An 18987-nucleotide genomic window follows, 5' to 3' on the forward strand; every position below is an offset into this window, starting at 1 on the left:
ACTGGCGGATTAGCCCGCCTTGTCACGCTCTGCGTACCAGCTCAGTATCACCGCATCCAGCGCCTGTCGAAGCTTGAGGCGATCGTGGCGATGGGGCAGGGCCGCCTCACCCAGACTGGCCTGAATCAGGCAATGCTGCAGCTCCGGGGCCCCATGGCCTTCGGGGGCCAGGATGGCATCGATCCGCCCTTGGCCGATCCGCTCTTCCAGCCAGCGATGCTGATGGGACAGGGTCAGCTTGCCAGCCGGCCCGTTTTCGGCCACCAGATTGCTGATGAAGACGACGATGGCGCCGCTGCTGCGGATCGCTTCTGCGATCTCGCTCAGCAACAGGGGCGGCATGATGGAGGTGAGGAAGCTGCCGGGCCCCAGAATGATCATGTCGGCCTGGCTCAGGGCGTCGATCGCCTCGCGGGTGGCGGGCACGATCGGATTCAGGCTCAGGGCCCGTGGCGGCGTGGTGAGCAGATCGATGGAGACTTCCCCCAGGATCTGATCGCCACAGACGGTGTGGGCACACAGATCCGTGGGGTGCTCGGACATAGGTAGCAGGCTGGGCGCTATGTGCAACATGTCGCTGATGAGCCGGATGGCATCCAGGGGACGGACACAGAGGTTGTCGAGGGCCAGCAGCATCAGGTTGCCGAGGTTGTGACCCGCCAGCTCGCCGCGACCCGTGAAGCGGTATTCGAACAGCTGGCTGCCGATGCTGGGCTCGGTCACCAGCTGATTGAGGCAGTTGCGCAGATCGCCCCAGGCGATGCACTCCTGGCTCTTGCGCAGGCGTCCGGTGGAGCCGCCATCATCCGTGGTGGTGACTATGCCCGTCAGCCGAGTGCCTAAAAAAGAGAGGGAAGAGAGCACCCGACCCATGCCGTGACCACCGCCGATGGCGACGACCCGGTCGAAGTCATTGATATTTTTCTGCCACATGCAGTCATCCTGTGGGAGGCCAGTGCGCATCAGTTTAGTCCGACTGGCCAGGTAATTGTTTGATAAAGGTATGATTTTTGCTTGATGCCCCTGCATCACATACCACTAGGAGATGGTGTTGAACTTCCTGACGGCTCACTCTCTTGCCGAGACGACCCCGCTGGCCGCCCAACAGATAGCTGAACGGTTGCTCGCTCAATCACCTCATTCCCCGTCGCTGTTGCTGGTCTATTTTACCCAAGCACACGATGCCGCGGTACTGCGCCGTGCGCTCAAGGCCCGTTTCCCCCATACCCGGCTCATCGGCTGCAGCTCCTGTGGCGGTATCCTGACCCAGGCTGGCCATCATGGCCGGCTGGGCTGGAGTCTGGCAGTGGCGGCCCTCTATGACGACAAGGGGGCCTACGGCGTGGCCGGTCAGGCAGGAGACGAGCTGGATGTGCGCCAGTTGCTGCGCCGCGCCATCGCCGATGGCGGGCGTCCCGGCGAGTTGCCGCAACTCATCTTGCTGCACACCAGCCCAGGGCAGGAAGAGGCGGTGCTGGCGGGCATAGATGCCGAGTTCGGGGCGACGGTTCCCGTCGTCGGCGGGTCGGCTGCGGACGACAGTGTCAGCGGCGAGTGGCAGCTGTGCTGGGATGAGGGGGAGGGTCGCCAGGGCTGCGTGGTGGCTGTGCTCTATCCCGATTGCCAGCTGGCCTTCCAGTTCCACTCCGGCTATGTGCCCACCGAGCGCCATGGCACCATTACCGCGCTGGATGGCCGCGAGGTGCTGACCATAGACAATGAACCTGCGGCCCGGGTCTATGCCCGCTGGACAGAGCGCCAGCTCCCCTGGCCTGTGGGCCCCATTTTGCGGGAGACGACCCTCTCCCCGCTGGCCCGCCAGGTCGGTACCCTGGATGAGATGCCCTACTACAAGCTCTCCCATCCTGAGGCGGTGACGGAGCGGGAAGGGTTGCGCCTCTTTACCGAAACCCGGCTGGGGGAGCGGCTGCAACTCATGTACAGCAGTCAGGAGGGCCTGCTTCAGCGCAGCCTGAATGCGGTGCGCATCGAACCCGAATATGGCATGGCGGGGAACCTGCAGCCCATAGGCGCTCTGGTGGTGTTCTGCGCGGGCTGCCGTCTGGCGCTGGGAGATTCGCTCAGCGATGTCGTCGGCCATTTCAGCCAACGGCTGGGGGAGATCCCCTTTATCACGCCATTCACCTTCGGCGAGCAGGGGCGATTGCCCCACGGTGAGCTGGCGCATGGCAACCTCATGGTATCGAGCGTAATCTTCCTCGAGAACTGACAAGGTGCTGGACACAAGATGATAGGCAATAGCGAACTCGAAACCCTGGGCGACAAGCTGCAAACCACGCTGGTGGAGCTGATGCGTTGCCGGGAGCGGGAGGCCAGATATCGCCAGGAGTCACAGGCTCTGCTGTGCGGCGTGGCGACGCTGGCACAGGCCAAGAGCCTGGAGCAGGTGCTGGACAGCCTCATTCTGGCGCTCAAGCCCTTCATCGGCTTCGAACAGGCTGACGTGGTCGCCTGGGAGAGCACGCGCGGCACCACGCATTTGAGCACCCAACCCGGGGAGGTCGGCCGCACCTGGCCGCTGACGGCGCTCTTCTCCCGCGCCATCGCAGGTGAAACCCTGGTCATCTATGATCCGGCCCAGTTGCCCGAGCTGGCCTCCCTGGCGGGGGCGGCGGGCTGGGCCAGCGTCATGATGACGGGCTTGCAGGCGCCGGGCTTCTCCGGGGTGCTCATCTGCCGGCACAGTGTCGCGGGCACCTTCGATCTCCAGAGCAAGGCAGCGATGCAGCGTTGTCGCCCGCTCATCTCCCAGGCGCTGGTCAACATTGCCTATAGAGCCCGCCTGCAGGAGCAGGTCGACCTCAAGACCCTCGCCTTGCAGGCCAGCGAGCAACGCTTTCGCAGCTTTGCCGCCATGGCGTCCGACTGGTTCTGGGAGACGGATCCCGAGCACAGGCTGAGCTATGTCTCTGCCCCCGGCTATCAGGGGGAGGCGCTTGTCCGCCAGGCGGGGCGCAGCCTCTATGACTTTGCCCACGACAAGCAGGATCCCGCCTGGTGCAAGTATCAGCACCAGATAGCTCGCCATCTGCCGGTGCGGGCGATGCGCGCCCAGGTGACGCTGGCGAGCGGCCCCTGCTGGATGGAGATCAATGCCGAGCCCTGCTATGACGCCAGCGGTGCCTTCATCGGCTACAGGGGCACGGCGCGGGAGATTGGCAGCCAGATCCGCCGCGAGCAGGAGCTGGCGCGGGCGCGGGATGAGGCCGAGAGTGCCAACCGCGCCAAGTCCCAGTTCCTGGCCATGATGACCCACGAGATCCGCTCCCCCATGAATGCGGTGCTGGGGATGCTGGATCTGCTGCAACATGGCCGGCTCGAGACCCCGCAACAGACCCTGCTCGGCCACGCCACTCACTCTGCCCATCTGCTGCAGACCATCATCGACGATGTGCTCGACTTCTCGAAGATTGAATCCCATACCCTGGCCCTGCACTGCGAGCCCTTTCAACCCGCCGAGCTGTGCCGGGCCCTGGTTGAGCCGCTGCAGGCGCAGGCCAGCGGCAAGGGCATAGCGCTGCACTGGCAGCTGGATGAGGAGGTGCCGTCCCAGCTGCAGGGGGATGCCGTCCGCCTGTCCCAGGTGATCGGCAACCTGCTCGGCAATGCGGTGAAATTTACCGCCGCCGGTAGCGTGCGGCTCGCGCTGGCGTGGCAGGATGAACGGCTGAGGGTGTCGGTCAGCGACACCGGGATTGGCATATCCCCCGAGGATCAGGCGCTGCTGTTCGAGCCGTTCTATCAGGTCGACAGCTCGGCCACCCGTCGCTTCTCCGGCTCCGGGCTTGGGCTGGCCATCTGCCGGCGGCTGGTGCAGCTCATGGGGGGCGACATCCGCCTGCAGAGCGCCCCTGGGCAGGGCAGCTGTTTCTGGTTCGAGCTGCCCGGGATGGCCTCACCTTGCGTCGCGTCGACCAACCCCGCCATCGAGGGGGTCTCCATGCTGGATCTGGATGTGCTGGTGGTGGAGGACAGCCCGGTCAATCAGCTGGTGGTGTCGCTCATGCTGCAAAAGCTGGTGTGCCGGGTGAGGCTGGCAAGCAATGGCCTGGAGGCGCTGGCACAGGTCGGCGAGCGGCGACCGGATCTCATCCTGATGGATATGCGGATGCCGCAGATGGATGGGCTGGAGGCCACCCGTCGTCTGCGAGCCATGGGATGCGAGATTCCCATAGTGGCGCTGACGGCCAATGCCATGACGGAGGACAGGGCCCGTTGTCTGGCCCAGGGGATGAACGATTTTCTGGCCAAGCCCATCAGTCTGGCCCGGCTGCGCAGCTGTTTGCTGCGCCATTGCCGGCTCCCGTAGCCCGATTTTGGGTAAAAAAAATGGTCAACCTGGTGGTTGACCAATTCTTCAGCAAATACTGAAGAGAGCACGGGATAAATCGGGTTGTACGGTCTTATATGAAAAAGTCGTGCCAACTTTTCATGACCTGTTATTGCGGCTTGCAGCCGTGTTATCTGTTTTATATGGTGGCTGCTGGTTGCAAAATGCAAATGTCTTGTTTCATTGTAAGAATTGTCAGTCGTTATTTTCGCATTTTGCAAACCACTTCTTGACTCACTGTGCGATCAGTCGGCGCAGGAACTGGCGCGCCGCTTCACTGTTTTGTTTGGCAATCAACATCTGTTTCTCATAGATCGGCATGGGCAGGATCTCGAGCCAGCGCTGGCAGAGCCAGGCCGCGTCGTCGAACTGCTTGTCCGGGTAGAGCTCATCCAGTTCCGGATATTGTTCAAATACCTCCTGCAATCTGCTGACCAGCTGCTTGTCGCTGAAGTCCGAGTGCGCGCTCGGCCAGTTGGGCAGGGTTTCCACCTGAGCGTGGCGCAATCCGGAGCCATCCGTTTCCATTTCATGGATGCAGAAACGTTCCAGACCGAGCACTGTGACCCCGAGCAGGCCATCGTTGAGGGTATAGAAATCAGTCACTTTGACACGAGTGCCGACCGGCAGTATGCGTCCGCAGGTGCCCGTGCTGGTGGTCTCTTCCATCACTATGCCAAAGCCCCGATCATCGACGAAGGACTCCTTGAGCATCTGCAGGTGGCGAGGCTCGAACAGGCGCAACGGGAGTTTCCCGCCCGGCAATATGTGTGAGGGCAAGGGGAACAGTGCCAGGTGTTGAAGTTTCATGTTCCATCCTCCGATAAGTTGCATCTGGATATGACAATGCAGTGACTGTGCCAGAGCTCGGGGAAAAGGGAGGAACGGCAGGAAAATGAGGCCGATAATTTAAATATCCATTAGTAATCAAGCTATTAAGATTTGATTCAATGGCAGGGACGGGACAACTCAGGAAGGGATTCAGGTGGCCTTGTAGGGGCTCGTACATGCCCCACCTGCAGAATGGGGCAGAGTTCGCATATTGCAAATGATCCCCCTGCAAAATGCGTATCTGCCGTCCATCTTAAGCGGCAGGATCTCTCGGGCGTGATGGCAGAGGCGGCTAGGCGACGGATTCGGTGGGCTGACTGAGCCCTTCCAGCATCAGGGCGGCTATCTCGTCGTACATCTGTGACCAGGCATCAGAGAGCGCTGGCGTGAAATGCTCCCCCAACCGACGTGCCAGCACCAGGGTCAATGCCTGTTTCAACAGGGCGAACTGGTGTGACTGCACCTTGAATTTTTGATGCCGCCTGCCGAGATCCCGGATGATGAAGCGCAAGGCATCCAGCTGCTCCAGGCTGGTGATCACCGTATTCAGGGTATCCGACACCTTGGCGACCGGCATTCCCGCAGGATCGGGAAAGAGGTTGATCAATTCCGGCGACAGTCGGAACAGCTCCGCATATACCTCCTGGACATAGGTGTTGTTCAGTGCGGTGACCTTGCCCCAGGCCCTTTGTACCAGCTCGATCTGTTCGGATGTCATGTCGTGCGCCCTCCATGTGCTGTCTCCTGAACATAATAATTCATTTGCTCAATAAGATGCGGGGGACTGTGACGTTTTGTGAGGCGGGGGAGGCAGCCAGCAAAAGGCCCCGGGATGGCGGGGCCTTGGCTGGCATGAGATGGGGCGCGTAACGGGAGCTTAGTTGCGCTGCTCCAGATACATGACGGCGGCTTCGACCCGGCTCTGGGCCTCGAGCTTTTTCAGCAGGCTCTTGACGTGTACCTTGACGGTACCTTCCGAGATGTGGAGCACTGAGGCGACCTGCTTGTTGGAGAGACCCTTGGCAATCTCGCGCATGATCTGCATCTCGCGGCGGGTCAGGCTTTCCAGCTTCTGCTGCAGGTGATCCAGCTCGTAGATGTTCTCGAGGTAGGGGCGCAGCGGCTCGCTCAGGATTTGCTTGCCGGTCATGACATCGGCCAGCTGGCCCAGCAGCATGTCGGGCTCGGTGTCCTTGAGCAGGTAACCATCGGCGCCGGCCTTGAGCAGGGCAACCACGTCCTGGCGGGCATCGGAGACGGTCAGGATCACGACCCGGGAGGTGACCTCTTCGGCGCGCAGGGCCTTGAGGGTATCGAGGCCGGACAAGCCCTTCATGTTGAGATCGAGCAGGATGAGGTCCGGCTCCGACTCCTTGGCCATGGCCACGGCGTCAGTGCCGTTAGAAGCCTCACCTATCACTTCGATGTTATCTTCCAGCTCCAGCAGTTGCACAATGCCTTTGCGCATCAGGGGATGGTCATCTACGACCAGAACACTATATTTCATCTCGTCCATCAGGCGTCTCTTGTTAGGCTGGTGGGAAAGGTCAGGTGTACACGGGTGCCCCCGGAGGGCGGTTCACTGATGGTCAACTGACCGTGCAACTTGCTGGCACGCTCGTTCATGATGCTGAGACCGTAGTGATTCACCGCCGAGCTTGCGCCCCCTATTCCGACACCATCATCTGCAATCTGAACCTGGATGTTACCATCAGCCAGGGTCTCACAGCTAACGTCAATGCGCTGGGCGCAGGCATGTTTGATGGCATTGAGCACTGCCTCACGGATCAATTGCAGGATGTGAATGTGTTGCCCCGCCTCGAGATCCGTATCGGTCAGTCCGTATTGGAGCCTGATCTCGGCCCGGGTCTGGGGCTTGAGCTGCTCCAGCATGACGCCTATGGCTTCGCCGAGGTTGGCATCGCCGATGCTGAGGCGGAAGGTGCCGAGCAACTCGCGCAACTGGGTATAGGCATTGCTGAGCCCCTCGTCGATCTGCTGCATGGCGGCCTCGGCCTTGCCATTATCCCCCTTGGCGACGGAACGCTTGAGCAGGGTGGACTGGATCTTGAGGTAGGAGAGCGCCTGCGCCAGCGAGTCGTGCAGCTCGCGGGCGATGACGGCCCGCTCCTCCATCAAGAGCAGGCGCTGGTGTTGCAGCAGGGTCTGATCCTTGTGCAGCACCTGGGCCAGCAACATGGAGAAGTTCTTCATCAGCCGCTCGTCTATGGGGTGTTCGCTTATCATGTCGAGCCGGCCGTACTCCTCATCATCCATCTGCAGATAGAAGCTCACCACGGCCTCCAGATCACCGGGCCAGCCCTTGCGCCCCGTGATGTAGACCGGCATGGCATTGTGCTCGAAGCGGGTCAGCCGGATATGGTCTATGTGCTGGTGGGCGGCGGCCCGCTCCAGCAATTTCTGCAGGGTACGCCGGCTCAGCGGCGCCGCGTGCAGCTTCTGGGCGGTGGAATAGAGGAAGGAGAGGGTGTCGTTGGCCTGCTGCAGCTTGGCGGTTTTCTCTTCCACCTTGCTCTCCAGCTCCCGATAGAGCTTGCCGAGCTCGTCCGCCATGGTGGCGAAGGCACCGGACAGTTCCCCTAACTCGTTTTCGCAGTGGGGGGGCAGGGTCAGGTCGAACTCCTGGCGCTGGATCTGGCGGGCGCAATGGACCAGCTGATTGAGGGGGGCCACCACCTGCTGGCGGGTGAAACGCACCGTGAACCAGGCGATGGTGATGATGGAGAGCAAGCCAAGTCCCTCCGCCAGGGCCAGCATGCGCACCTTGAACTCCACGTGATACTGCATCTGGTTGACGAAGTCATCGATGGCGGCGACGAACTGCTCGGTGTTGTCGGTATAGCGGCTGGGGGTGGCGTTCTCGATGTGCTCGCGCATCATCTGCCATTGCAGCAGCACCTCGCCATAGGTGCGGCGCAGGGAGGCGGGGGTGATCCAGCGTTGGGTCTCCTGCAACTCGGAGGCGTGCAAAGTCTGCTCGAACTGGTCGAGTCGGCCGAGGACGGCCTGATCCTTTTCGATTTCGTAGGCCATGCGATAGGCCTGCATCCGCAATGATCCCGACAGGTTGATCGCCTTGGCATCGGGTACCGAGTAGAAGAGGGTGACCATGGCCACCACGGCGATCAGGCTGGCCATGAACAGGATCAGCACCATGGAGCGGCCGATGGCGCTGCTGACCGAGTGTACTTTGAACCACTTTCCCATGCTGATTGGCTTCCTTCAGATCAGACAAAGACCCCACAAAGTAGCATGGGAGTGTACTCCAACTTGTGCTAGCATCGAAAAACTAGATGAACTCCGAGCGTTTTTGCCTAAGTCATTGAGATAGGGGGAAAACGCCGTCAGCCGTCGTTCGAGCTGAAAGGGTCAGGAAAGAAATGCCCTGGCCTCCCGTATTTGGAAAGGTGTTTATGTTGCCACTTGAAGATGGTTTTTCCCGTCGCTTTTACTATTTGCGCCTGTCGATTACCGACGTGTGCAATTTTCGTTGTACCTACTGTTTGCCGGACGGTTATCGCCCCCCGGATGGAAACAAGGAGGGGCGCAAGTCGTTTCTCTCCCTGGAGGAGATACGCCGTATCGTCTCGGGCTTCGCCGCCATGGGCACCCGCAAGGTGCGCCTGACCGGGGGGGAACCCTCCCTGCGCCGTGACTTCACCGCCATCATAGAGACGGTGGCCAATACCCCCGGCATCGAGAAGGTGGCCATGACCACCAATGGCTATCGCTTGAAGGAGCGGGCCCAGGAGTGGTTCGATGCCGGGCTCAATGCCCTCAATGTCAGTGTCGACAGCCTGGATCCGCGCCAGTTTCACCAGATCACCGGCGAGAACAAGCTGGTGGAGGTGATGGAGGGGATAGAGGCGGCACTGGCCGCCGGCTTCAAGTCGGTGAAGATCAATGCAGTGCTGCTCAGGGGGCTCAACGACCAGCAACTGGATCAGTTTCTGGCCTGGATCAGGCACAAGCCCATTGAGCTGCGCTTCATCGAGTTGATGCAGACCGGGGAGATGGACAAGCTGTTTCGCGACCACCACACCAGCGGCGAGCTCATCAAGGAGCAACTGCTTGGCAATGGCTGGATCCAGCAATTGCGCGCGGTGGACGACGGCCCGGCCCAGGTGTTCATGCATCCTGAGTCAATGGGGGGAGTGGGGCTCATCATGCCCTACAGCAAAGACTTCTGCGCCGGTTGCAATCGGCTGCGGGTCTCCTCCGTGGGCAAGTTGCACCTCTGTCTGTTCGGTGACAACGGGGTGGAGTTGCGGGATCTGCTCGGTGACGACAGCCAGCAGGAGGCCCTGCAACAGCGGATCCGTCAGGCGCTCACCGGCAAGGCCGCCACCCATCGTCTGCACGAGGGCAATGCCGGCATGACCCCCCATCTCGCCTCCATCGGCGGCTGAGAGCTCGCCGTCAGAGCAAAATAGCCATCGATTAATAAGCAATCCTCACATAGGGGTAATTTACCTTGCCCCTCTGCTGCCTTATTGCGCCAAGGGTTTGATCCAGCGCAATAATCCCCCCTGTTTATCTCCCTGGTGGTATATCGCTGGACTTGTGAGAGTCGCAATATACACCCACGCTTATAATTGGTATTGAAAATGCCAGTCACTGCTTCCGCGCTCGAATTCTGTCCTGTGAAGAGGAATTGATATGCCTGATGGGGTCAATCTGTCACGCCGCAGCCTGTTTCGAGGACGACTGAGTGCGCCCAAGGCCGGGATTCAGCTGCCCTGGTCCGTCTCCTGGGCCGACTTCGTAGCCGATTGTACCCGGTGTGGCGACTGCCTGACGGCTTGCCCGGAGCAGATCCTGGTCAAGGGGGACGGCGGCTTCCCGACGGTGGATTTCCAGCGTGGTGAGTGCACCTTCTGCGGCGAGTGCGTCAGCGCCTGCCAGGCGCCTGTGTTCAGGCCGACGACGCAGACGCCCTGGGACTATGTGGCCCACATCGAAGCGGGATGCCTGGCCAGTGCCCAGGTCTTCTGCCAGCGCTGTCAGGACAGTTGCGAGCAGCAGGCCATCCGTTTTTCTCCTCAGCTGGGGCGAGTCCCCACCCCCAGCATCCATACCGAGTCGTGCAATGGCTGTGGTGCCTGCGTGGCAGATTGTCCGGTCGGCAGTATCAGGGTGGGCGCCCCCCATCAGGGGGCGTCCACATGAAGCAAGGGATGAGCAAGTTGGAAAACAACCATATGACCCGAGAAGAGTTCCATGTATCCAGCCTGGTGGTACTGACCCAGCCCCCCTTGCGCCACCGTCTCGCAGAGCAGATTGCGGCTCTGGACGGGGCCGAGATCCATGCCGTCAGCGACGAAGGCAAGCTGGTGGTGACCCTGGAAGGGCCCAGCCAGCGCCCCATCATGGCGGCCATCGATGCGATCAATGCCATGCCGGGCGTGCTCTCTGCCGCCCTGATCTACCACCAGTTTGATGAAGTCGAAGCCGAGGGCAGGGAATAGCGCCATGAGGCTGGGCCGCGAGGTTCGCGATGCCCGAAGAAAGCAATAAAGCGCCATGACGCTGAGCCAGCGCGGCTCGTGACAATGGCTGTCATTGATGTGATTAAGCAATGCGAGGATATGTCATGAAGCTGAGTCGACGCGACTTTATGAAGGCCAATGCGGTGGCGGCAGCCGCTGCCGTGGCCGGAGTCAGTGCCCCCACCCTGGCGGCGAACCTTATTACCAGCACCGACAAGACGGCCATCACCTGGGACAAGGCGCCCTGCCGCTTCTGCGGCACCGGCTGCTCAGTGCTGGTGGGCTCCCAGGCCGGCCGTGTCGTGGCGACCCAGGGTGATCCCGATGCGCCGGTCAACCGTGGCCTCAACTGCATCAAGGGCTACTTCCTCTCCAAGATCATGTACGGCGAGGATCGCCTGACCCAGCCCATGCTGCGCATGACCAATGGCAAGTTCGACAAGAATGGCGACTTCGCCCCCATCAGCTGGGATCAGGCGTTCGACATCATGGCCGAGAAGTTCAAGGCCACCCTCAAGGAGAAGGGCCCGACCGCGGTCGGCATGTTCGGCTCCGGCCAGTGGACAGTGTGGGAAGGCTATGCCGCCGCCAAGCTGATGAAGGCAGGCCTGCGTACCAACAACCTGGATCCCAACGCCCGTCACTGCATGGCCTCCGCCGTGGTCGGTTTCATGCGCACCTTCGGCATGGATGAACCCATGGGCTGCTACGACGACATCGAGCAGGCCGACGCCTTCGTGCTCTGGGGCTCCAACATGGCCGAGATGCACCCCATCCTCTGGTCGCGGATGTCCGATCGCCGCCTCTCCAACCCGGATGTGCAGGTGCACGTGCTCTCCACCTTCGAGCACCGCAGCTTCGAGCTGGCGGACAACGGCATGGTGTTCACGCCCCAGACCGACTTGGCGATCCTCAACTACGTCGCCAACTACATCATCCAGAACGACAAGGTGAACTGGGACTTCGTCAACAAGCACACCCAGTTCCGCAAGGGGGTCACCGACATCGGCTACGGCCTGCGTCCGACCAATCCGCTGCAGCAGAAAGCCAAGAACCCGGACAGCGGCGACTCCACCCCCATGAGCTTCGAGGACTTCGCGAAATTCGTGGCGGATTACGACGTCGACTCCGTATCCAAGCTCTCCGGCGTCTCCAAGGACAAGCTGGAAAAACTGGCCCAGCTTTATGCCGATCCGGACAAGAAGGTGGTCTCCTACTGGACCATGGGCTTCAACCAGCACACCCGTGGCGTCTGGGCGAACAACCTCTGCTACAACATCCACCTGCTGACCGGCAAGATCTCCACCCCGGGCAGCGGTCCCTTCTCCCTGACCGGCCAGCCCTCCGCCTGCGGCACGGCGCGGGAAGTGGGTACCTTCGCCCACCGTCTGCCCGCCGACATGGTGGTCACCGATCCTGCGCACCGGGCCATCGCCGAGAAGATCTGGAAGCTGCCGGAAGGCACCATTCCCGAGCAGGTGGGGTATCACGCCGTGCTGCAAAACCGCATGCTCAAAGACGGCAAGCTCAACGCCTACTGGGTGATGTGCAACAACAACATGCAGGCCGGCCCCAACATGAACGAGGAGGGGCTGCCCGGTTATCGCAACCCGGCCAACTTCATCGTGGTCTCCGACCCTTACCCGACCGTCACGGCGCAAGCGGCTGATCTCATCCTGCCCACCGCCATGTGGGTGGAGAAGGAGGGCGCCTACGGCAACGCCGAGCGCCGCACCCAGTTCTGGCACCAGCAGGTCAAGGCGCCGGAAGGGGCCAAGTCCGACTTGTGGCAGCTGATGGAGTTCGCCAAGCGCTTCACCGTGGAAGAGGTGTGGCCGGCCGAGCTTATCGCCAAGATGCCGGAAGTGAAGGGCAAGACACTGTTCGAGGTGCTCTATGCCAACGGTCAGGTCAACCAGTTCCCGAAAGAGCAGAGCAAGGGGGCACTGAACGACGAGGCGGAACACTTCGGCTTCTACGTGCAGAAGGGGCTGTTCGAGGAGTACGCCTCCTTCGGTCGCGGCCACGGTCACGATCTGGCTCCCTTCGATCAGTACCATGAGGCCCGCGGCCTGCGCTGGCCCGTGGTGGACGGCAAGGAGACCCTGTGGCGCTATCGCGAAGGGTTCGACCCTTATGTGAAGGCGGGGGAAGGGGTGCGTTTCTACGGCAAACCCGATGGCAAGGCGGTGATCTTCGCGCTGCCTTACGAGCCGGCCGCCGAGGCACCGGACCAGGAGTACGACATGTGGCTCTCCACCGGCCGCGTGCTGGAGCACTGGCACACCGGCACCATGACCCGTCGGGTGCCCGAGCTCTATCGCGCCTTCCCGGATGCTGTGCTCTTCATGCACCCGGAAGATGCCAAGGCCCGTGGCGTGCGCCGTGGCGAAGAGGTGATAGTCGCCTCCCGCCGTGGCGAGGTGAAGACCCGGGTCGAGACCCGCGGTCGCAACCGTCCGCCCAAAGGTCTGGTGTTCATGCCCTTCTTCGATGCGAGCCAGCTGGTCAACAAGTTGACCCTGGACGCCACGGATCCGCTCTCCAAAGAGACGGATTACAAGAAGTGCGCCGTCAAGGTCATGAAGGCGTAAGGCGGGGCCGGGGGGATGAGTCGCAGCCGTCGCCAGTTCCTGGCAGACCTTGCCAAGGGGGCCTGCTCGGTGGGCCTGCTTGGGGCAGGGCTCGGCACCGTGGCCCGCCAGCAGGCGCAGGCGGTGCCCGCCCAGGCACTGCGGCCGCCGGCGGCACTGGGGGAGGCTGACTTCCTCGGTGCCTGCGTGCGCTGCGGGCTCTGCGTCGACGCCTGCCCTTATGACACCCTCAAGCTCGCCCGGCTGCTGGATCCCGTGACCACGGGCACCCCCTATTTCGAGGCGCGCGCCGTCCCTTGCGAGATGTGTGACGACATCCCCTGCGTGGCGGCCTGCCCGAGCGGTGCCCTGGATCAGGGGATGACCGACATCGATCAGGCTCGCATGGGGGTGGCGGTGCTCATCGATCACGAGACCTGCCTCAACTATCTGGGGCTGCGCTGCGATGTCTGTTACCGGGTCTGCCCCTTGATAGACAAGGCGATCACCCTAGAGCTGCAACGCAATCCGCGCACCGGCAAGCACGCCATGTTCCTGCCCACTGTACACAGCGACATCTGTACCGGCTGCGGCAAGTGCGAGCACGCCTGCGTGCTGGAGACGGCGGCCATCAAGGTGGTGCCCCATGGGCTCGCCAAGGGGGAACTCGGCCATCACTACCGGCTCGGCTGGGAAGAGAAGGCCAAGGCGGGCAAGTCCCTCATCGGTGAGCGACTCACCCTGCCGACCCGCAAACCGGAGGGGCTATGAGTCGTTATCCGGGGGCCGAGGCCAGCGCCAGGCTGGGCTGGTGGCGCGCCCACCGCTTCCTGCTGCTGCGCCGCCTCAGCCAGTTTGGCGTGCTGGGGCTCTTCCTGCTGGGGCCGCTGGCGGGGGTCTGGATCCTCAAGGGCAACCTCTCCAGCTCTTTATTGCTGGAGACGGTGCCGCTGAGCGATCCCCTGACTCTGCTGCAGTCGGTGGCGGCGGGCCATTGGCCCATCACCACCCTCTGGCTCGGGGCGGCAATAGTGCTGCTGGGGTACTGGCTGGTCGGGGGACGGGTGTTCTGCTCCTGGGTCTGTCCGGTCAACCTGGTCACGGACGCCGCCGCCTGGGTCAGGGCCCGGCTCGGGCTCAAGGGCAACGGCCAGTTCAACCGCAACACCCGCTACTGGCTGCTGGCCATGGTGCTGGTGGCGCCCGCCATCACGGGCGTGCTGGTGTGGGAGCTGGTCAATCCGGTCTCTTTGGCCATGCGCGGCCTGCTGTTTGGCATGGGGGCGGGCTGGGGTCTGCTGGTGGCCCTGTTTCTGTTCGACCTCTTGGTGGTGGAGCGGGGCTGGTGTGGTCATCTCTGTCCGGTGGGGGCCTTCTATGCCCTGGTCAACCGGGTCGGGTTTATCAAGATTTCTGCCAGGGGGCGTGAGCGGTGCAGCAACTGCATGGATTGTTATGCGGTCTGCCCGGAGCGTCCCATCCTGCGCGGCCCGGTTCACGGGGCCAGGCGCGGTCACGGGCCCTTGATTGTGGCTCAGGAGTGTACCAACTGCGGCCGTTGCATCGATGTCTGCGCGGAGCAAGTTTTCGAAATCACTACAGGTTTTGCCGTCAAGGCAGAGAAAACGTCGGAGAACAAATAATGAAAAAGCTGATTGGAGCAATGCTGGCCTGCCTGATGGCGGGCTCCTTGATGGCAGCCACCCCCGAGATCACCAACAGCACGGGGGGGATCAAGTCGGAGCGGGGGAGTACGGATCTGGTCACGGAGGCAGATGCGGCCCCCATGAAGAACTATCGCAAGGATGGCGACCTCTACGATCGCCAGTACATGCATCAACCGCCGCTGATCCCCCACGATACCCGCAACTACGAGGTGGACAACAAGGTCAACAAGTGCCTGGCCTGCCACAGCTTCAAGAACGCCAGCAAGATGAAGGCCCCCAAGATCAGCCCGACGCACTTCGAGACCCGCGACGGCATGACCCTTGGCGAAGTGTCACCCCGCCGCTACTTCTGCCTGCAGTGCCACGTGCCGCAAGCGGATGCCAAGCCGCTGGTGGAAAATACGTTTAAACCAGTTGAAGCGCTGAACTGAGGAGCCAACTAGATGAAATTACCCGGCTTTATCCAGCGTCTGTGGACCACCTTCAAGTCCCCGTCGAAGGCGGCCCTCTGGGTGCTGCTGCTGATGGGCTTCTTCGGCGGCGTCATCTTCTGGGGCGGTTTCAACACCGCCATGGAAGCCTCCAACACCGAGAAGTTCTGTACCGGCTGCCACGAGATGAAGGACAACGTCTTCGTGGAGTACCGTGACACCATCCACTATGCGAACCGCTCAGGGGTGCGCGCCAGCTGCCCGGACTGCCACGTGCCCCACGAATGGACCTACAAGATCATTCGCAAGGTGCAGGCCTCCAAGGAGCTGTGGGGCATGCTGACCGGCAAGGTGGATACCCGCGAGAAGTTTGAATCGCATCGGCGCGAGATGGCCGAGCGGGAGTGGCAGCGGATGAAGGACACGGATTCGCGCGAGTGCCGCAACTGCCACAACTTCGAGTACATGGACTTCTCCCTGCAAGGGCGGCGGGCGGCCCAGATGCACTCCACCAACCTGGCAAGCGGTCAGAATACCTGCATCGATTGTCACAAGGGGATAGCGCATCAGCTGCCTGACATGAAGGGCGTGGAAGGGTTCTAAGGTGCCGGGCCATCGAAGCGCATAGCGCCGCTTCGATGGCCTTTGATTTTTATGGGCCTTTTAACCCCCTCAGCCAGACATCTTTTGATAGAATCCCTCCCCGGCAACGCGGCGCCCCTGTCGGCGCGCATTCACCGACCGGCATGGCCGGGTGACGCGTCCCCCTCTTCTCCTCTCGTGGTCAATGAATGATTGACAGGATTTGTCCTATGGCATCCAGAAACATGGCACCCAAAAACAGCGAATTCATCCCTCTCAAGATCGCCGTGCTGACGGTCTCCGACAGCCGCACCGCCGCCGACGACAGCTCGGGGGATTATCTGGTATCGGCGTTGACCCAGGCGGGGCATCAGCTCGCGGATCGGGCCCTGTGCGCCGACAACCTGTTCCGGATCCGGGCCCAGGTGAGCCAGTGGATCGTCGACGAGGCGGTGCAGGTGGTACTGATCAACGGCGGCACCGGCTTCAATGAACAGAACCGGGTGCCGGAAGCTGTGGGGGTGCTGTTCGAGCGCACCGTACAGGGCTTTGGCGAGATGTTCCGCCAGCTCTCCTTCGCCGAGATAAAAGGCTCGGCCATGCAGAGCCGCGCCCTGGCGGGGCTCGCCAATCGCACCCTGATCTGCTGCCTGCCGGGCTCCACCGGCGCCTGCCAGCTCGGCTGGGAGCAGCTCATCCGGGATCAGCTGGACGCCCGCACCAGGCCGTGCAACTTCGTGTCCCATCTGTGATCTCGGGAGTTTCTCTAGATCATCCATCTTATTTTTCGATAGGGGAATAGATGAACCTGACCCATCTCAACCAGAGCGGCGAAGCCCACATGGTAGATGTGACCGACAAGCAGGTCACAGAACGTGAAGCCCGCGCCGAGGCCTTCGTGACCATGGCCCCCGCGACCCTGGCCCTGATCCTCGGCGGTCAGCACCACAAGGGGGACGTGTTCGCTACCGCCCGCATCGCCGGCATCATGGCAGCCAAGAAGACAGCCGATCTCATTCCCCTCTGTCACCCCCTGGCGCTGACCCGGGTGGAGGTAGAGATCGAGGCCCAGCCCGAGCACAATAGGGTCCATATCCGCACCCTCTGCAAGCTCTCGGGCAAGACAGGGGTGGAGATGGAGGCGCTCACCGCTGCGTCCGTAGCGGCGCTGACCATCTACGACATGTGCAAGGCGGTGCAGAAGGACATGGTGATAGAGCAGCTGCGGTTAGTGGAGAAGAAGGGCGGCAAGTCCGGCCACTTCCAGCTGGGCTCCCAGGCAGGAGAGAAGGCATGATCAAGGTACTGTTTTTTGCGCAAGTGCGTGAGCTGGTGGGCTGCGACGAGCTCAGCTTGCCCTGTGACTATGCCAGTGCCAACGCCCTTCGCGCGGCCTTGTGCGAGCGCGGCGACAAGTGGGCCCTGGCGCTGGAGTCGGGCAAGCTGCTGGTGGCGGTCAACCAGACTCTGGTGCCGCTCGAGACGCCGCTTAATGATGGCGATGAAGTCGCCTTCTTCCCCCCCGTGACCGGAGGCTGAGCCCATGTCCCACGAGATGCCCACTGACTCGACCGATCGCATCCTGGTGCAGCGGACCGACTTCTCCCTGGGAGAGGAGTATGAGCGCCTCGCCGCGCGCCATGACAGCGGCGCCATCGTCACCTTCGTCGGCAAGGTGCGTGACTTCAATCAGGGGGAGGAGGTTAAGGGGCTCTCCCTCGAGCACTACCCCGGCATGACCGAGAAGGCGCTGGCGGACATAGTCACAGAGGCCCGTGGCCGCTGGCCGCTGCAGGAGTGCACCCTCATTCACCGCATCGGCGATCTGCTGCTCGGGGATCAAATAGTGCTGGTGGCGGTGAGCAGCGCCCACAGGGACGCCGCCTTCGAGGCCTGCCACTTCATCATGGATTTTTTGAAGACCCGGGCACCCTTCTGGAAAAAAGAGCTGACCGCCGAGGGTGTTCAACGCTGGGTCGAGGCGAAGCAGAGCGATGACGCCGCCGCCGCCCGCTGGCGGCAAGAGTCCTAGCCGCCCCGGTTCGATGACAGGCGAGTGCCCGCGGGCGCTTGCCACCACTAGCTTCGGGTTCGCCGGAGCCTCAAGGAGACAGGGAATGAAGAAACAGTTGTCCGTGGTGTTGTTCGGTCTCGTCGCCGGCGCCTTGCACAGCGGGGCCGCTTTGGCCGATGAAGTCAAGGTGGCCGTGGCCGCCAACTTCAAGGGAACCCTGGAGCGCATCGGCAAGGAGTTCACCGCCAAGACAGGCCACAGCGTCGTCATCAGCTCGGCGGCCACCGGTGTGCTCTACACCCAGATCACCCACGGTGCCCCCTTCGATCTCTTCCTCTCTGCCGACGTGGCCACCCCTCAAAAACTGGAGGCGGAGGGCAAGGGGAGCGGTCGCTTCACCTATGCCATCGGCCAGCTCGGCCTCTGGAAGAAGGGGGGACCTGCCCCCGATGAGGCAAGCCTGCGCAGCTGGAAGGGTAACCTCGCCATCGCCAACCCCAAGACCGCCCCCTATGGCACCGCCGCCATGGCAACCCTGACCCACCTCAAGATAGATCCCAGGCAGTATCGCCTGCTGACCGGCACCAATATCAGTCAGACCTGGCAGTTTGTGGACACGGGCAACGCTAAGCTCGGCTTCGTCGCCTGGGCCAACCTGGTGGAGGCGGGCAAGACAGGCGAAGCCTGGGCCGTGCCGGCCAGCTTCTACCCGCCCATAGAGCAGCAGGGGCTGGTGCTGAAGAAAGGGGAGGCGGTGGATGCGCTGGTGGCCTGGCTCAAGGGCCCGGGCCAGGGTCAGATCAAGGCTGCGGGCTATGCCTTGCCGCAATGATGGCATGAATGCCAATCTCCCATGACCACTGGCCGGCCTCAGGGCCGGCCAGGCTTTGCAATGAGGATGCATAACATGTTGCTGCTCGAACCAGGGAGGGATATGCCCCATGAGTGAAGGGGATCTGCTGGCGGCGTTTAGCTCGACCCTGAAGCCATGTCCTCGCCCCCATGGCTTCGCATTTCTCATTCAAACC

At 62.1% G+C, this 18987-nt stretch carries 20 protein-coding genes and 1 riboswitch; of the genes, 15 read left to right on the top strand and 5 right to left on the bottom strand.

Annotation, left to right across the window (positions count from 1 at the left end):
* Positions 1 to 9 precede the first annotated feature (9 nt).
* Positions 10 to 933: a uridine diphosphate-N-acetylglucosamine-binding protein YvcK gene (gene yvcK, locus OC537_RS03100; RefSeq protein ID WP_262109254.1), complete on the bottom strand. Its 924-nt coding sequence runs from the start codon at positions 931 to 933 to the stop codon at positions 10 to 12.
* A gap of 112 nt (positions 934 to 1045) precedes the next feature.
* Between yvcK and OC537_RS03105 the strand changes: the two genes are divergently transcribed.
* A complete protein-coding gene (locus OC537_RS03105; RefSeq protein ID WP_106887345.1) occupies positions 1046 to 2230 on the top strand; it encodes an FIST signal transduction protein in 1185 nt (394 codons plus the stop codon).
* Positions 2231 to 2248: 18 nt separating this feature from the next.
* A complete protein-coding gene (locus OC537_RS03110; protein WP_262109260.1) occupies positions 2249 to 4330 on the top strand; it encodes an ATP-binding protein in 2082 nt (693 codons plus the stop codon).
* 255 nt (positions 4331 to 4585) lie between these two features.
* On the opposite strand, the gene OC537_RS03115 is transcribed toward OC537_RS03110, so the two are convergent.
* The 4 genes from OC537_RS03115 to narQ form a co-directional block, all read right to left on the bottom strand.
* Complete coding sequence (locus OC537_RS03115) at positions 4586 to 5161, bottom strand: LON peptidase substrate-binding domain-containing protein (RefSeq protein ID WP_111913686.1); 576 nt, start codon at positions 5159 to 5161, stop codon at positions 4586 to 4588.
* Between the two features lie 313 nt (positions 5162 to 5474).
* Entirely contained in the window at positions 5475 to 5900 is a 426-nt protein-coding gene (locus OC537_RS03120) for a globin domain-containing protein (protein ID WP_262109266.1), read from the bottom strand.
* A gap of 159 nt (positions 5901 to 6059) precedes the next feature.
* A complete protein-coding gene (gene narL / locus OC537_RS03125) occupies positions 6060 to 6698 on the bottom strand; it encodes a two-component system response regulator NarL (RefSeq protein ID WP_005325544.1) in 639 nt (212 codons plus the stop codon).
* A complete protein-coding gene (gene narQ / locus OC537_RS03130; protein WP_106887342.1) occupies positions 6698 to 8410 on the bottom strand; it encodes a nitrate/nitrite two-component system sensor histidine kinase NarQ in 1713 nt (570 codons plus the stop codon). Before narQ ends, narL begins: the two co-directional genes overlap by 1 nt.
* Before the next feature lie 79 nt (positions 8411 to 8489).
* Positions 8490 to 8629: riboswitch (molybdenum cofactor riboswitch) on the top strand.
* Between narQ and moaA the strand changes: the two genes are divergently transcribed.
* The 13 genes from moaA to modA all read left to right on the top strand — a co-directional run bounded on the left by moaA (position 8617) and on the right by modA (position 18791).
* Positions 8617 to 9612: a GTP 3',8-cyclase MoaA gene (gene moaA, locus OC537_RS03135; protein WP_262109270.1), complete on the top strand. Its 996-nt coding sequence runs from the start codon at positions 8617 to 8619 to the stop codon at positions 9610 to 9612. (Overlaps the previous riboswitch by 13 nt.)
* A gap of 250 nt (positions 9613 to 9862) precedes the next feature.
* Positions 9863 to 10372 carry a ferredoxin-type protein NapF gene (gene napF, locus OC537_RS03140; RefSeq protein WP_262109272.1) on the top strand — a complete coding sequence of 170 codons (510 nt, stop codon included), beginning with the start codon at positions 9863 to 9865 and terminating at the stop codon, positions 10370 to 10372.
* 8 nt (positions 10373 to 10380) lie between these two features.
* Positions 10381 to 10671, top strand: coding sequence for a chaperone NapD (locus OC537_RS03145; RefSeq protein WP_226989672.1), 291 nt, complete (start codon positions 10381 to 10383; stop codon positions 10669 to 10671).
* 125 nt (positions 10672 to 10796) lie between these two features.
* A complete protein-coding gene (napA, locus tag OC537_RS03150) occupies positions 10797 to 13286 on the top strand; it encodes a nitrate reductase catalytic subunit NapA (protein ID WP_168235444.1) in 2490 nt (829 codons plus the stop codon).
* A gap of 15 nt (positions 13287 to 13301) precedes the next feature.
* Complete coding sequence (napG, locus tag OC537_RS03155; protein WP_262109282.1) at positions 13302 to 14036, top strand: ferredoxin-type protein NapG; 735 nt, start codon at positions 13302 to 13304, stop codon at positions 14034 to 14036.
* Positions 14033 to 14908: a quinol dehydrogenase ferredoxin subunit NapH gene (napH, locus tag OC537_RS03160; protein WP_262109285.1), complete on the top strand. Its 876-nt coding sequence runs from the start codon at positions 14033 to 14035 to the stop codon at positions 14906 to 14908. The genes napG and napH overlap by 4 nt, the downstream gene beginning before the upstream one ends.
* On the top strand, positions 14908 to 15363 hold the full coding sequence (locus OC537_RS03165) for a nitrate reductase cytochrome c-type subunit (protein ID WP_106887336.1): 456 nt from the start codon (positions 14908 to 14910) through the stop codon (positions 15361 to 15363). Before napH ends, OC537_RS03165 begins: the two co-directional genes overlap by 1 nt.
* Before the next feature lie 12 nt (positions 15364 to 15375).
* Complete coding sequence (locus OC537_RS03170) at positions 15376 to 15966, top strand: cytochrome c3 family protein (protein WP_025326410.1); 591 nt, start codon at positions 15376 to 15378, stop codon at positions 15964 to 15966.
* 224 nt (positions 15967 to 16190) lie between these two features.
* Complete coding sequence (moaB, locus tag OC537_RS03175; protein WP_106887335.1) at positions 16191 to 16697, top strand: molybdenum cofactor biosynthesis protein B; 507 nt, start codon at positions 16191 to 16193, stop codon at positions 16695 to 16697.
* A 50-nt stretch (positions 16698 to 16747) separates the two neighbouring features.
* The gene (gene moaC / locus OC537_RS03180; RefSeq protein ID WP_106887334.1) at positions 16748 to 17242 is read left to right on the top strand and encodes a cyclic pyranopterin monophosphate synthase MoaC; all 495 of its coding nucleotides are present in this window, start codon (positions 16748 to 16750) and stop codon (positions 17240 to 17242) included.
* Positions 17239 to 17484 (top strand): molybdopterin synthase sulfur carrier subunit, encoded by a 246-nt coding sequence (moaD, locus tag OC537_RS03185; RefSeq protein ID WP_106887333.1) that lies wholly within the window; start codon positions 17239 to 17241, stop codon positions 17482 to 17484. Before moaC ends, moaD begins: the two co-directional genes overlap by 4 nt.
* Before the next feature lie 4 nt (positions 17485 to 17488).
* Positions 17489 to 17977, top strand: a complete 489-nt coding sequence (gene moaE, locus OC537_RS03190) for a molybdopterin synthase catalytic subunit MoaE (RefSeq protein WP_410050454.1) — start codon at positions 17489 to 17491, stop codon at positions 17975 to 17977.
* A gap of 85 nt (positions 17978 to 18062) precedes the next feature.
* On the top strand, positions 18063 to 18791 hold the full coding sequence (gene modA / locus OC537_RS03195) for a molybdate ABC transporter substrate-binding protein (protein WP_262109292.1): 729 nt from the start codon (positions 18063 to 18065) through the stop codon (positions 18789 to 18791).
* Positions 18792 to 18987 lie beyond the last annotated feature (196 nt).

The organism is Aeromonas sp. Marseille-Q5825 (genome assembly GCF_946892685.1).
Lineage (GTDB): Bacteria > Pseudomonadota > Gammaproteobacteria > Enterobacterales > Aeromonadaceae > Aeromonas > Aeromonas rivipollensis.

What these genes read in the sequence shown, in the direction of transcription:
- yvcK (WP_262109254.1), bottom strand. Translation starts at nt 933, where the DNA reads ATGTGGCAGAAAAATATCAATGACTTCGACCGGGTCGTCGCCATCGGC.
- napF (WP_262109272.1), top strand. Translation starts at nt 9,863, where the DNA reads ATGCCTGATGGGGTCAATCTGTCACGCCGCAGCCTGTTTCGAGGACGA.
- modA (WP_262109292.1), top strand. Translation starts at nt 18,063, where the DNA reads ATGAAGAAACAGTTGTCCGTGGTGTTGTTCGGTCTCGTCGCCGGCGCC.
- napA (WP_168235444.1), top strand. Translation starts at nt 10,797, where the DNA reads ATGAAGCTGAGTCGACGCGACTTTATGAAGGCCAATGCGGTGGCGGCA.
- napG (WP_262109282.1), top strand. Translation starts at nt 13,302, where the DNA reads ATGAGTCGCAGCCGTCGCCAGTTCCTGGCAGACCTTGCCAAGGGGGCC.
- narQ (WP_106887342.1), bottom strand. Translation starts at nt 8,410, where the DNA reads ATGGGAAAGTGGTTCAAAGTACACTCGGTCAGCAGCGCCATCGGCCGC.
- moaB (WP_106887335.1), top strand. Translation starts at nt 16,191, where the DNA reads ATGGCACCCAAAAACAGCGAATTCATCCCTCTCAAGATCGCCGTGCTG.
- moaE (WP_410050454.1), top strand. Translation starts at nt 17,489, where the DNA reads ATGTCCCACGAGATGCCCACTGACTCGACCGATCGCATCCTGGTGCAG.
- narL (WP_005325544.1), bottom strand. Translation starts at nt 6,698, where the DNA reads ATGGACGAGATGAAATATAGTGTTCTGGTCGTAGATGACCATCCCCTG.
- moaD (WP_106887333.1), top strand. Translation starts at nt 17,239, where the DNA reads ATGATCAAGGTACTGTTTTTTGCGCAAGTGCGTGAGCTGGTGGGCTGC.
- OC537_RS03120 (WP_262109266.1), bottom strand. Translation starts at nt 5,900, where the DNA reads ATGACATCCGAACAGATCGAGCTGGTACAAAGGGCCTGGGGCAAGGTC.
- OC537_RS03115 (WP_111913686.1), bottom strand. Translation starts at nt 5,161, where the DNA reads ATGAAACTTCAACACCTGGCACTGTTCCCCTTGCCCTCACACATATTG.
- OC537_RS03145 (WP_226989672.1), top strand. Translation starts at nt 10,381, where the DNA reads ATGAGCAAGTTGGAAAACAACCATATGACCCGAGAAGAGTTCCATGTA.
- napH (WP_262109285.1), top strand. Translation starts at nt 14,033, where the DNA reads ATGAGTCGTTATCCGGGGGCCGAGGCCAGCGCCAGGCTGGGCTGGTGG.
- OC537_RS03170 (WP_025326410.1), top strand. Translation starts at nt 15,376, where the DNA reads ATGAAATTACCCGGCTTTATCCAGCGTCTGTGGACCACCTTCAAGTCC.
- OC537_RS03165 (WP_106887336.1), top strand. Translation starts at nt 14,908, where the DNA reads ATGAAAAAGCTGATTGGAGCAATGCTGGCCTGCCTGATGGCGGGCTCC.
- moaC (WP_106887334.1), top strand. Translation starts at nt 16,748, where the DNA reads ATGAACCTGACCCATCTCAACCAGAGCGGCGAAGCCCACATGGTAGAT.
- OC537_RS03110 (WP_262109260.1), top strand. Translation starts at nt 2,249, where the DNA reads ATGATAGGCAATAGCGAACTCGAAACCCTGGGCGACAAGCTGCAAACC.
- moaA (WP_262109270.1), top strand. Translation starts at nt 8,617, where the DNA reads ATGTTGCCACTTGAAGATGGTTTTTCCCGTCGCTTTTACTATTTGCGC.
- OC537_RS03105 (WP_106887345.1), top strand. Translation starts at nt 1,046, where the DNA reads ATGGTGTTGAACTTCCTGACGGCTCACTCTCTTGCCGAGACGACCCCG.